Here is a 12,746-nt window from a genome sequence, read left to right on the forward strand (position 1 = left end):
AACCGGGCCGGAGGGTTTTTCATCCACCCCCGGCGTGTTGGGATTGAGACCGTCGCCACAGCGGACATTTCGAGGAGACCACGCATGATCAATCTCTCCGTCTTCCTGGAGGACAGTGCCCGGCACTATCCCAACCGAGCGGCGGTCGTCCTCGGCGATCAGCGCCTGACCTACGCCCAGGTGGACGCCGGCGCCAATCAGGTCGCCAACCTGCTCAAGTCCCGCGGCATCGGCCCCGGCGACAAGGTGGCGCTCTCGTGCCCGAACCTGCCGTACTTCCCGGTGATCTACTACGGGATCCTCAAGGCCGGCGCGGTGGTCGTGCCGCTGAACGTGCTGCTCAAGGGCCGCGAGATCGCCTACCACCTGACCGACTCGGAGGCGAAGGCGTACTTCTGCTTCCAGGGCACGGCCGAGCTGCCGATGGGCACCGAGGGCCACGCCGGGTTCGGCCAGGTCGACGGCTGCGAGCACTTCTTCCTGGTCACCGCCGACCCGGCCGCGCCGTCGCCGATCGAGGGCGCCGAGACGCTGGGCCGGGCGCTGACCGGCCAGTCGCCGGTCTTCGAGACCGTGCTGGCGGCCGAGACGGACGCCGCGGTCATCCTCTACACCAGCGGCACCACCGGACAGGCCAAGGGCGCCGAGCTCAGCCACTCGAACCTGATCCTCAACGCCCTGACCTGCAACCGGTTGTTCCAGACGAAGCCCGGCACGGACACCCACCTGCTCGTCCTGCCCCTTTTCCACTCCTTTGGCTCCACCGTCAACATGAACGCGGGCTTCGCCAGCGGCGCGACGCTCGTGCTGCTGCCGCGCTTCGACCCCGCGGCCGCGGTCAAGCTGCTGCAGACCGAGGACGTCACGTTCTTCGCGGGCGTACCGACGATGTACTGGGGCCTGCTCAACGCCCTGACCGGGGACATCGACGTGGAGAAGATCGCCCGCACGATGCGGATCGCGGTCAGCGGCGGGTCGAGCCTCCCGCTGGAGATCATCAAGGAGGTGCAGCAGCGTTTCGGGGTGACGATCCTCGAGGGCTACGGCCTGTCCGAGACCTCGCCCGTCGCGACGTTCAGCGACCCCGACAGCGACCCGCGACCCGGCTCCATCGGCATCCCGATCTGGGGCGTCGAGGTGAAGCTGATCGACGAGTCCTGGAACACCGTCGAGGGCAGCGACGAGATCGGCGAGATCGCGATCCGCGGCCACTGCATCATGAAGGGCTACTACAACCGGCCCGAGGCGACCGCCGAGGTGCTCAACAACGGCTGGTTCCGCACGGGCGACCTGGGCCGGCGCGACAAGGACGGCTTCTACTACATCGTCGACCGGGCGAAGGACATGATCATCCGCGGCGGCTTCAACGTCTACCCCCGCGAGGTCGAGGAGGTCCTGATGACCCACGAGGCGGTGTCGCTCGCCGCGGTCATCGGGGTGCCGCACCCGACGCACGGCGAGGAGGTCAAGGCGTACGTGATCCTCAAGGAGGGCGCCACGATCACCGAGGAGGAGCTCGTCGCCTGGGGCAGGGAGCAGATGGCCGGCTACAAGTACCCGCGGGTGGTCCAGTTCGCCGAGACGCTGCCGATGACCGCGACGGGCAAGCTGCTCAAGCGCGCACTCACCTGACCTGACGTACCGGCGGACCCGCGCCCGGAGGGGGACCCTCCGGGCGCGCAGTCCTGCGTAGAATCGGCCGGCCCACCCCGTCGTGAAGATCGTTTGCACACGTGCGGCACAGTGGCTGGGGTGAGTGCCCGACCACGCACTGCATAGACGGAGGAAGCTTGAGTACAGCGCAGCTGGACCGGGCGGCTCCGGTCGCGGCGGACACCCGCGGGGGTGTCCTCGACCGCGTCGGACGGCTGCGGAACACCTCACCCGGCCGCCTGCAGCTGATCCTCGCCGCCCTGGTCTCGCTGGCCCTGCTGACCGGCCTCGTCACCGGCCTGACCGCGGCCGCCGCGGCGAGCGGCACCGACGACCTCGGCAACCGGGCGCAGCCCCTGCTCGTCGAGGCCGAGACCATCTACTCCGCACTCGCCGACGCCGACACCACCGCCGCGCAGGCGTTCCTGGCCGGCGGCCTCGAGCCGGCCCCGCTGACCCGCCGCTACGAGGCCGACCTCGAACGGGCGACCGCCGCGCTGACCTCGGCCGCCCGGCGCACGCCCGAGCAGGGCCCCTCGGCCGACGCGATCCGCCGCCTCTCCGCCGACGTCACCCGCTATGCAGGCCTGGTGGCCAGCGCACGCGCCAACAACCGGCAGGGCCTGCCGATCGGCGCGGCGTACCTGTCCTCCGCCTCCGCGCTGAGCCGCGAGTCCCTGCAGCCGCAGGCGCAGGCGCTCCTGCAGGCCGCGCGGGGCGAGGTCGACGACGGCTACGGCGCCGCACGCAGCTCCTGGTGGGCGGCGCTGCTGGTGATCCTGCTGATCGCCCTGCTCGGCGCGCTGCTGCGGGCCCAGCTCTACCTGAGCCGCACCACCCGCCGGACGTTCAACCTGCCGCTGGTCGCCGCCACCGCCGTCACGGTGGTCCTCGCGCTCGCCGTCGGCGGGGTGCTGATCGCCCAGCGCGCACACCTGTCCGAGGCCGACACCGAGGGCTCGCGGCCGGTGGCCCTGCTCGCCGAGGCCCGCATCGCCGCCCTGCGCGAACGCGGCGACGAGGCGCTGACCCTGGCCGCCCGCTCCGGCGAGGGCGCCCTCGAGAAGGACTTCGACGAGACCACCGCGCGGCTCGACGGGCTGCTGGCCGACGCCGGTGAGATCATGCCGGCCGGCTACGCGGGTCAGGCCGTCCGGTCCGCGGTCACGAAGCACCGCGCCTACGTGAGCGCGCACGACCAGGTCCGCAAGCTCGACAACGGCGCCGACTACGACGGCGCCGTCGCGCTGGCCATCGGCGCGCAGACGTCGCAGACCTTCACCGGCCTCACCGACGACATCGACAGCGCGCTGGAGAACCGCAAGGACGTGTTCAGTGACGAGATCGGCGACGCCGGGCGGGGCCTGGGACCGCTGACCGTGCTCGGCCCGCTGCTCGCCCTGATCGTCTGCGGCCTCGCCCTCGCCGGCCTGCGGGCCCGACTCGAGGAGTACCGCTGATGCGCACCCGTGCCGCCCTCGTCGCCGCCGCCGTCACCGTGCTCGCCGCCGCCGGCTGCTCCGGCGACTCCTCGCCGCTGCCGGGCCGGCCCACCGCCTCGGCCGGGGCATCGACAGGCGCCCCGGCCGCGCCCGCCGACGACTCCTGCCGGCCGCGCGCCAGCCTGCGCCCCGCGGGCGCCCTGCCCGCGCCCGGCCGGATGCCGGCCGGCAGCTACATGGCGGAGATCCAGAAGCGCGGCCGGCTGGTGCTCGGCACCAGCCAGGACACCCTGCTGTTCAGCTCCCGCAACCCGTTCACGGGCAAGGTCGAGGGCTTCGACGTGGACATGGGCCGGCAGGTCGCCCAGGCCATCTTCGGCGACCCCGACAAGATCCAGATCAAGGTCATCGGGTACGACAAGAGGGTGAGCTCGGTCGTCGACGGCTCGGTCGACATCGTCGCGGACACGATGACGGCGAACTGCGCGCGCTGGAAGGACGTCAACTTCTCCAGCATCTACTACGACGCCGGGCAGAAGGTCCTCGTCTCCAAGGACTCGAAGGCCACCGGCATCGACGACCTCGGCGGCCGGAAGGTCTGCGCCGCCAAGGGCTCCACCTCGTATGACAACATCGCCAAGGTGGCCAGCAGGCCGATACCGGTCGACCGGCCGGGCTTCGGCGACTGCCTGGTCGCCTTCCAGCAGAACGAGGTCGACGCCATCTCCACCGACGACACCATCCTGGTCGGCCTCGCCGCGCAGGACCCGTACGCGAAGGTGGTCGGGCCGCGCTTCACCGACGAGCCGTACGGCATGGCGATGCCCAAGGAGCACGAGGACTTCACCCGGTTCGTCAACGCGGTGCTGGCCAGGAACCGCGCGAACGGCACCTGGAAGTCCACGTACGAGCGGTGGCTCGGCGACTTCGGCGCCGCGCCGCCGCCGCCGGCGGCCGAGTACCGGGACTGACACCCATGACCGCACCCACCCAGCATCTGCTCGGCCGCGCCGACAACGAGTTGATGCGCCTCGAGGCGGCCGCGGCCGCGGTCGCCTCGAACCTGGTTGACCTCGACGACAACACCGCGCGCAGGGACCTCGACAAGGGGCCGCTGCGCGGCCGCACCGCCGCGGCCTGGGCGGATGCCACCGAGGCGCTGACCCAGCTCTGGGACGGCTACGGCATGCTGACCGCGCTGATCACCGCGGCCCGGTCCGCGCGCAACCAGCGCCGGTTCACCGACCCCGAGAAGGCCGCGTACGTGCACCAGGTCCTCGGCCGCTCGATCACGCTCTCCACCCGGACCGTGCCGCTCGCCCAGCGGGGGCTGCTCGGGGCCGGGCAGGTAAGCACCACCTGCTCCCCCGCCGAACTGCTCGCCGCCATGGAGGCCGCGTTCAAGACCGCGGTGGACGTGGCCGTACGGGCGGGCGAGGTGTGGCACCGGCTGATGCCCGAGGCCGCGACGGTCGCCTCGTCGCTCGCACACCTGCGCACGCTGACCCGCTCGGCCACCCTGGACGAGGCCGACCGCCGCCTCGGCGACTTCACCTCGGCGCTGGCCACGGACCCGCTGGGCTGCGACGAGGCGGCGCTGGCCGCGGTGCGCACGCTGCTCGACCGCGCCGACGCCGAACGCACCTCGGCCGGCGAGCTGCGCGAGGCGCTCACCCAGCGCCTCACCGACGCGCACGCCCTGGCGGAGCAACTCGCCGAGGCGGCCCGCGCGGCCGCCGCGGCCGAGCAGAGCGTCGTCGGCCGCTTCGCCGACTCGGCCGTCGCGCCGGCGGCCGGGCCCGACCTGCGGCCCGACCTGGCCGCGCTGGACGCGCTCGCCGCCGCCGGGCACTGGGCGCTGATCAGCCCCCGCCTCGCCGACTGGACCCGGCGGGCCCGCGAGCGGCTCGAGGCCCTGCGCGGCGCCGCCGCCCGCAACACCGCGATGCTCGGCTCCCGCAACGAGCTGCGCGGGCGGCTCGACGCCTACCAGGCGAAGGCGGGCCGCCGCGGCCTCGCCGAGGACCCCGCGCTCGCGCCGCTCGCCGAGCGGGCGCGCACCTCGCTCTACACCGCGCCCTGCGATCTGGACGCCGCGCGGGCGGCCGTGAACGCCTACCAGGACGCGGTGGCCCGCCTCACCGCCACGACCGCGAGGGACGGACTGAAGTGAAATGCCAGCGTGACTGTCCCGGCACCATCCAGGACGGCTACTGCGACACCTGCGGCATGGCGCCGCCGAAGACCGCCGCCGTGGCACCGAAGCAGCGCACCGCGACCGCGCCGTCGGTGCGCACCGGCGCGCTGTCGACGCGTACGGGCGGATCGGCACGCACGGGCAGCGCCCGCACCGGCAGCCGGCGGCGACGCTTCGGCGGCGGCCTGGTCGACGTGGCGCCGCTGCCCGAGCGCGACCCCGCCACCGCGATCATGGCGGTCGCCGAGGTGCCGGAGGAGAAGCGGTACTGCGCGAAGTGCGCCAACCCGGTGGGCCGCGCCCGCGGTGACCGGCCCGGGCGCACGGCCGGCTTCTGCCCGTCGTGCGGCGAGGCCTTCAACTTCACCCCGAAGCTCGCCAAGGGCGACCTGGTCGGCGGCCAGTACGAGGTGATCGGCGCGCTCGCACACGGCGGGCTGGGCTGGATCTACCTGGCCAACGACAAGCGCGTCTCGGACCGCTGGGTCGTGCTCAAGGGCCTGCTCAACTCCGGCGACGAGGACGCGCTGGCGGCGGCGGTGGCCGAGCAGCGGTTCCTCGCCGAGGTCGAGCACCCGAACATCGTGAAGATCTACAACTTCGTCGAGCACGAGGGCGCCGGCTACATCGTCATGGAGTACGTCGGCGGTGAGTCGCTCAAGGGCATCCTCAAGGACCGCCGCGCGGCCAACGGCAACCAGCCGGACCCGCTGCCGCTGGACCAGGCCCTCGCCTACGTCCTGGAGATCATGCCGGCGTTCGGCTACCTGCACGACCGCGGCCTGATCTTCTGCGACTTCAAGCCCGACAACGTCATTCAGACCGGCGACCAGGTCAAGCTCATCGACCTCGGCGGCGTCGTGCACATCGACGACCAGGACGCCGCCCTGTACGGCACGGTCGGCTACCAGGCGCCGGAGATGGCGCAGGCCGGCCCGTCCGTCCAGTCGGACCTCTACACGATCGGCCGCACGCTGGCGGTGCTCACCACCGACTTCCGCGGCTACCAGAGCACCTTCAAGGAGAGCCTGCCGGACCGCGGCGAGTTCGAGGTCTACCGCGAGCACGAGTCGTTCTACCGGCTGCTGCACCGGGCCACCCGCATCGACCCCGCCGAGCGCTTCGTCGACGCCGCGGAGATGACCGAGCAGATGCTCGGCGTGCTGCGCGAGGTGCTCGCCGCCGCCGACGGCGAGCCGCGCCCCGCCACGTCGCGGCTGTTCACCGGCGAGCTGCGCAGCGACCCGCGCAGCGATGCGCCGAACTGGCGGTTCCTGCCCGCCCCGATGATCGACCTGACCGACCCGGCGGCCGCGTTCCTGGCCTCGGTGACGGTGACCGATCCGCAGGAGGTGCTCACCCTGCTCGGCAAGGCGCCGGAGAACACCTTCGAGGTGCAGCTGCGTGCCCTGCGGGCGCTGATCGACCTGGGCGCCGCCGGCACCGGCCCGGCCGCGTTCGCGGACGCCGCCCGGCTGCGCGACACGATCACGGCGGCGGCCGCCGGCGACTGGCGCCTCGCCTGGTACGACGGCGTCCTGGCGCTGGCCTCCGGCGACCTCGGCCGGGCGCAGGCCCGGTTCGACGCGGTCTACTCGGCGCTGCCCGGCGAGCTCGCCCCGAAGCTGGCGCTGGGGCTGACCCTGGAACTGGCGCGGCTGCCCGCGGAGGCCGCCGGCTACTACGACGTGGTGAGCCGCACCGACCCGGCGTACACGACCGCGGCGGCGGGACTGGCCCGGTGCCGGCTCGCCACCGGGGACCGCGACGGGGCCGTCGAGGCGTACAACCGGGTGCCGGGCACCTCGGCGGCGTACCGGAGCTCGCAGGTCGGTGCGGTCCGGGCGCTGGTCCACTCGCACTCCTCGGCCGCGGCCGACGTCGCGGCCCTCGCGGCGGCGGCCGCGCTGATCGGCCGGCTGGAGATGGAGGCCGCGCAGCTCGCCGCGCTCCGGGCCGAGCTGCTCGAGCGGGCCCTGACCACGCTGACCGCCGGAACCTCGGTGCCGGCGGCGGTGCTCGGCACGGCCGGCGACGGCACCGCCGGCGAACGCGACGTGCGCTTCGCGCTCGAGGGCGCGTACCGGGAGATGGCCCGGGCCACGCACGGCCCCGAGAAGATCCGCCTGGTGGACCTGGCCAACGCCGCCCGGCCGAGGACCCGCACGTGATCGCCCAGGAGGACTGCGCGTCCTGCACCGACGAGCGGGCCGCGGGCGCCGCGTTCTGCGAGAACTGCGGCAAGGCGCTGGCCACCGGCGCGGGACTGGCCATCGGCAAGGACTGCCCGTCCTGCGGCGCGGCCGGGGTCGTCGGCGACGACGGCTACTGCGGCAACTGCGGCATGCTCGCCGCCCGGCCGCGCGACCACGTCGAGGCCGACGCCGGCGCGGTCGCCGCGGCGGTGACCGACCGCGGCCTGCGTCACCACCGCAACGAGGATGCGATGTGGCTGGCCACCCGGGGCGCGGACGTCGACGTGGTGGTCTGCGACGGCGTGTCCGCGTCGTTCGACCCGGACGTCGCCTCGGAGACCGCCGCCGAGGTCACCGGCAAGGCGCTGACCATGGCCGCCACCGGGCTCGCGGAGAGCATCGGCGCGGCCCTCGTCGCGGCCGGCGGCGCCGTCGCCGGCCTGGCCACGACCGGCGACCCGCGCCGGGCCGCGTCCAACCCGGCCTGCACGATCGTGGCGGCCTGCGTGCGGGGCACCGAGATCGGGTACGGGTGGGTCGGCGACAGCCGGGCGTACTGGGTCCCCGCCGAGGGCGACGCCGTGCAGCTCACCGAGGACGACTCGTGGGCAACCCACGCGATCGCGCTCGGCGCCGACCCGCAGGCCGCCTGGAACGACCCGAAGGCGCACGCCATCACCGCCTGGCTGGGCGCCGACGCGGGCACGGTGGCGCCGCGCACCGGCACCTTCTTCGCCGAGACCACCGGGCACCTCGTGCTGTGCAGCGACGGCCTGTGGAACTACCTGACCGAACCGGCTGCCTTCGCCGACACCGTCCGCGGCGCCGTGCGCGACACGGACGGCCTGCTGGAGGCGGCGCGGTCCCTGGTCGGCTTCGCCAACGCCGCCGGCGGCTCCGACAACATCACCGTCGCCCTCGTACCCCTCGACACCCCCCACAGCTAAGGGAGAGCCCGTGCCGTACACCGCCGAGGCGTTCCAGAACGAGTTCCTCGCACTGGGCGCTACCGAAGTCAACGCCATCGTCACCGTCGCCTCGTCCGGCGCGGAGGGCGGACGGCGCACGGCCGGCGCCACCGAGATCATCATCGTGGACTGCTCGGGTTCGATGATGGCCGAGGGCCGGATGGTCGCCGCCCGGCAGGCCGCCAAGGCCGCGGTGAACTGCATCGACGACGGCGTCCGTTTCGCCATCATCGCGGGCGTGAGCACCGCGCAGCAGCTCTTCCCGGCGCCCGGCGAGCTCGCCGTCGCCACGCCGGAGACCCGGGCCCGGGCGGTCGGCGCGATCGACCGCCTGCAGGCCAACGGCGGCACGGCGATCGGCGCCTGGCTCCGGCTCGCCGGCCAGCTCTTCGCGCAGCGCCCCGGCGACATCGCGCACGCCATCCTGCTCACCGACGGCGAGAACGGCGAGTACCAGGGCTACCTGGAGAACGTGCTGCAGGAGATCGGCGGCAGCTTCACCTGTGACTGCCGCGGCGTCGGGACCAACTGGACGGTCTCCGAGCTGCGCAAAGTCGCGGCGGCGATGCTGGGCACGGTCGACATCGTGGCGCGGCCGCAGGATCTGACCGCGGCGTTCGAGCAGATGATGACCGCCGCCATGGGCAAGACGAGCGCCGACGTGCAGCTCAAGGTCTGGACCCCGGTGAACTCGACGGTCCGCTTCGTCAAGCAGGTCGAGCCGCAGGTGGCCGACCTGACCGGTAAGCGGGTCGCGGACGGGCCCCGCGCCGGCCGCTATCCGCTCGGCTCCTGGGGCACGGAGAGCCGCGACTACCACGTGTGCATCGACGTCACCGCGGGCGCGGCGGGCGACGAGATGCTCGCGGCCCGGGTATCCGTCGTGGAGGGCGACGTCGTGCACGCACAGACGCTGGTGCGCGCGGTCTGGACCGAGGACTCGGCGCTGTCCACCCGGATCAACCGGCAGGTCGCGCACTACACCGGGCAGGCCGAGCTGGCCGACGCGATCCAGCAGGGCATCGAGGCCCGCAAGGCCGGCGACGACCGCACGGCCACGCTGAAGTTCGGCCGGGCCGCCCAGCTCGCGCACGAGAGCGGGAACAAGGCGACCGAGGAGTTGCTGGCCACCGTCGTCGACATCGAGGACGCGGCGACCGGGACGGTTCGATTGCGGCGCAAGGTCGACGCCGCCGACGAGATGGCCCTGGACACCCGCTCGACCAAGACCGTCCGGGTGGGACGGGCGCAATGACGACCTTCACCTGTCCGAAGGGCCACGCGTCCACGACGGGCGACTTCTGCGACACCTGCGGCGCGAAGATCGGCGGCACGGCGGCGTTCAGCCCGGGCGTCGCTCCGGCCGCCGCACCGGCGTCCCCGAGCGGCGATCCGTGCCCGAACTGCGGCACGCCCAGGGCCGGCGCGGGCCGGTTCTGCGAGGACTGCGGCTTCGACCACAGCACCGGCCGGGTGCCGACGCTGGCCCAGCCGCCGGTGGCACCCCCGGCGGCCGGCCGGTGGACGGCGACGGTGTACGCCGACCGGGAGTACTTCGAGGCCAACGCGATCGAGGGCGTCGACTTCCCGGAGCAGCCGGCGGAGCGGACGGTGACGCTGCCGGCGCCGCAGGTGCGGATCGGGCGCCGGAGCACGTCCAAGGGCACCGACCCGGAGATCGACCTCGCGGACGCCGACCCGGGGGTCTCGCACAGCCACGCGCTGCTGACCCTGAGCGTCGACGGCGTCTGGCTGGTCTCCGACCTCGGCTCGACCAACGGCACGTGGCTCAACGACGAGCCGAAGCCGCTGACCGCGGGCCAGACCCGGAGCGTCGGCGACGGTGACCGCGTACACGTCGGCGCGTGGACCACGATCGCCCTGCACGCGCCGGCGCCCTGAGGCCCATCGGAATCGGCGAGAACTGGGGGTTTCGCCGCGCGCCCGGTCCGCGCCGCGATACGTTCGCCACCGATGAAGGACGAGCGCATCGGCACGGTGCACCGCACAGAGGTGATCGACCTGCTGAATCAGGCCCTTGACGAGGGCCTGCTCACCACGCCGCAGTACGACGCCCGAGTGGTCGCGGTGAGCACCGCCACGTTCGCGTCCGACCTGCTCGGCCAGGTGCAGGACCTGCCGCCGCGCCTGCAGTGGGACCCGCGCAACGCGGCGCCGCCGACCCCGCCGAACCGCGGTGCCGGCCGCACCGCGCTGATCCTCGGGCTGTTCAGCGTGCCGATGGCCTTCTGCGTGCTGGGCTGGATCCCGGGCATCGCGGCGATCGTCATGAGCACCCGCGGCAACGGCGCACACGGGGTCGGCCCGGCCCTGCTCGGCCGGGTCCTGGGCATCATCAGCGTCATCCTGTCGATCGGCGCCCTGCTGGCCCTGCTCTTCGTCCGCTCGTCGAACACCTCGACGTGACGCCGCCGGGCCGATCGGGCACCCCCCGCGGCTACGCCGGCCAGAGCGCGGCGTGTGCGGCGCCCCACAACGCCCGGTCGGCGGCGAAGAGCGAGACGCCCGGCCGCGGCCCGCGGATCCCGTCGGCGCCGCCGTAACAGCCGCCGGCCTCCTCGACGATCAACGCGGTGGCGGCGAAGTCCCAGAGCTGCCCCCGCGTCTGCAGCGCCAGATCCAGGGACCCCTCGGCGACCAGCAGCGCGGCGTGCACGTCCCACTCCACGATGGAGGCCACCGCGCCCAGCGGCGCCGCGATCGCCTCGTCGGCGGCCGTGAGGTTCGGCGCCACCGGGATGACGCCGACGCGGCTACCGGCGATTGTGGTGCGGCCGCCGGACGCGTGGATGCGCCGCTGGCCCGTACCGTCGAGCCTGCCCGCGAAGGCGCCGCCGCCGCGGCGCGCCCACCAGAGACCGCCCTGCGCGGGCACCGCGGCCACCCCGGCGACGATCTCGCCGGCCTCCTCGAGGGCGACCAGGACCAGCCAGCGGTCGTCGCCGCCGACGAACTGGGCCGTGCCGTCGATCGGATCGATGATCCAGCGGCGGGCGCCGGCGCCGGTCGCGCCGCCCTCCTCGCCCAGGATGGCGTCGCCGGGCCGGCCCTCGGCCAGCACGGCGCGGATGGCGGCCTCGACCGCCCGGTCCGCCTCGGTGACGACGCTGCCGTCGGCCTTGCGCTCGCGGGGCAGGTCGGCGAGGGCGGCGAAGTACCGCAGGGCGACGGCCGCTCCCGCGAGGGTGGCCGTCCGGGCAAGTTCAAGATCGCTCTGCACGCACCCATACTGCCCGCCGCGCGCGACTATCTCCCGGTAGCGGGTTCCAGGAACGTGGTGATCTCCGTGATCCGGCCGCCGGCGGTCTCGAAGAGCATCAGCGCGAACGGCTCGTACGCGCCACCCGGACCGGTCGGCCGCTCCTGCCGGTACGCGGTCGTGCCGTTCGCCGCGACCGGCACCATGCGCGCGCCGCGGCAGGACCCGTCGCCGTGGCGCAGCGCCCGGGCGATCTCGTCGCGCCCGCGCAGCCACCAGGCGAACGGCGGCATGGACATCGTGGCGTCCTCGTGCAGCAGCGCCACCATCGCGGCGACGTCGTAGCGCTCGAACGCCCGGCAGTACCGGTCGAGCAGCGCGGCGGCGTCCGGATCCAGCGGGGCGACCGGCGCGTCGCGGCGCAGGGTCGCCCGGGCCCGCTGCAGCGCGCTGGTCACCGACGCCACCGACGTGTCCAGCAGGCCGGCCACCTCGTCGGCATGCCAGCCGAGCACGTCGCGCAGGATCAGGACGGCCCGCTGCCGGGGCGAGAGGCGCTGCAGGGCGGCGACGAAGGCCAGCCGCACGGACTCACGGCGCACCGCCTGCTCGGCCGGATCATCGCGGTCGGGCAGGACGCGTGCGTCCGCGATCGGCCGCACCCAGGCGCACTCCGGCAGCGGGGCGCCGAGCGGGGTCGCGGCCTGCACCGCGGGGCCGAGGTCGACCGCGCGGGCCCGCCGCTGCGCGCTGCGCAGCATGTCGAGGCACACGTTGGTGGCGATCCGGTACAGCCAGTTCCGCAGCGACCCGCGCCCGGCGTCGAACCGGTCGGCCTGCCGCCAGGCCCGCAGCAGCGTCTCCTGCACCGCGTCCTCGGCCTCGGATCCGGACCCGAGCATCCGGTACGCGTAGCCGGTCAGTTCGATGCGGAACTCCTCGGCCTCCACGGCTCGACGCTACCGCGTCCACAGTGGCCCGACCCGTCCGGACTGAGGACTGCAAACTTTCTGCACATCCGTCTCCATTGACTCGCGCGGACACCCATGTAACCGTTGGCCCTGGTAAGCG

Annotated in this window: 11 protein-coding genes; 9 read left to right on the forward strand and 2 right to left on the reverse strand. The window is 73.8% G+C overall.

The window, feature by feature from the left end; translation table 11 throughout:
• The first annotated feature begins 84 nt into the window (after nucleotides 1-84).
• From AB0B58_RS17785 to AB0B58_RS17825, 9 genes are all read left to right on the forward strand, one after another.
• Complete coding sequence (locus tag AB0B58_RS17785; protein WP_360224543.1) at nucleotides 85-1,632, forward strand: long-chain fatty acid--CoA ligase; 1,548 nt, start codon at nucleotides 85-87, stop codon at nucleotides 1,630-1,632.
• Nucleotides 1,633-1,790: 158 nt separating this feature from the next.
• Complete coding sequence (locus tag AB0B58_RS17790; RefSeq protein ID WP_360224545.1) at nucleotides 1,791-3,113, forward strand: hypothetical protein; 1,323 nt, start codon at nucleotides 1,791-1,793, stop codon at nucleotides 3,111-3,113.
• Complete coding sequence (locus tag AB0B58_RS17795) at nucleotides 3,113-4,066, forward strand: glutamate ABC transporter substrate-binding protein (protein WP_360224547.1); 954 nt, start codon at nucleotides 3,113-3,115, stop codon at nucleotides 4,064-4,066. Before AB0B58_RS17790 ends, AB0B58_RS17795 begins: the two co-directional genes overlap by 1 nt.
• Nucleotides 4,067-4,071: 5 nt before the next feature.
• Entirely contained in the window at nucleotides 4,072-5,268 is a 1,197-nt protein-coding gene (locus AB0B58_RS17800; protein ID WP_360224549.1) for a hypothetical protein, read from the forward strand.
• Nucleotides 5,265-7,463 (forward strand): tetratricopeptide repeat protein, encoded by a 2,199-nt coding sequence (locus AB0B58_RS17805; protein ID WP_360224551.1) that lies wholly within the window; start codon nucleotides 5,265-5,267, stop codon nucleotides 7,461-7,463. Before AB0B58_RS17800 ends, AB0B58_RS17805 begins: the two co-directional genes overlap by 4 nt.
• Complete coding sequence (locus tag AB0B58_RS17810; RefSeq protein ID WP_360224553.1) at nucleotides 7,460-8,434, forward strand: PP2C family serine/threonine-protein phosphatase; 975 nt, start codon at nucleotides 7,460-7,462, stop codon at nucleotides 8,432-8,434. The genes AB0B58_RS17805 and AB0B58_RS17810 overlap by 4 nt, the downstream gene beginning before the upstream one ends.
• 10 nt (nucleotides 8,435-8,444) lie before the next feature.
• A complete protein-coding gene (locus tag AB0B58_RS17815) occupies nucleotides 8,445-9,710 on the forward strand; it encodes a VWA domain-containing protein (RefSeq protein ID WP_360224555.1) in 1,266 nt (421 codons plus the stop codon).
• On the forward strand, nucleotides 9,707-10,357 hold the full coding sequence (locus AB0B58_RS17820) for an FHA domain-containing protein (RefSeq protein WP_360224557.1): 651 nt from the start codon (nucleotides 9,707-9,709) through the stop codon (nucleotides 10,355-10,357). Before AB0B58_RS17815 ends, AB0B58_RS17820 begins: the two co-directional genes overlap by 4 nt.
• Nucleotides 10,358-10,429: 72 nt before the next feature.
• The gene (locus AB0B58_RS17825; RefSeq protein ID WP_360224559.1) at nucleotides 10,430-10,882 is read left to right on the forward strand and encodes a DUF1707 domain-containing protein; all 453 of its coding nucleotides are present in this window, start codon (nucleotides 10,430-10,432) and stop codon (nucleotides 10,880-10,882) included.
• 31 nt (nucleotides 10,883-10,913) lie between these two features.
• Here AB0B58_RS17825 and AB0B58_RS17830 read toward each other — a convergent pair whose 3' ends face one another.
• Both AB0B58_RS17830 and AB0B58_RS17835 read right to left on the reverse strand, forming a co-directional pair.
• Nucleotides 10,914-11,696, reverse strand: a complete 783-nt coding sequence (locus AB0B58_RS17830) for an inositol monophosphatase (RefSeq protein ID WP_360224561.1) — start codon at nucleotides 11,694-11,696, stop codon at nucleotides 10,914-10,916.
• A gap of 26 nt (nucleotides 11,697-11,722) precedes the next feature.
• The gene (locus AB0B58_RS17835; RefSeq protein ID WP_360224563.1) at nucleotides 11,723-12,625 is read right to left on the reverse strand and encodes a sigma-70 family RNA polymerase sigma factor; all 903 of its coding nucleotides are present in this window, start codon (nucleotides 12,623-12,625) and stop codon (nucleotides 11,723-11,725) included.
• Between the last annotated feature and the right edge of the window lie 121 nt (nucleotides 12,626-12,746).

Origin of the sequence: Actinoplanes sp. NPDC049118 (assembly GCF_040648555.1) — a bacterium.
Classification (GTDB): domain Bacteria; phylum Actinomycetota; class Actinomycetes; order Mycobacteriales; family Micromonosporaceae; genus Actinoplanes.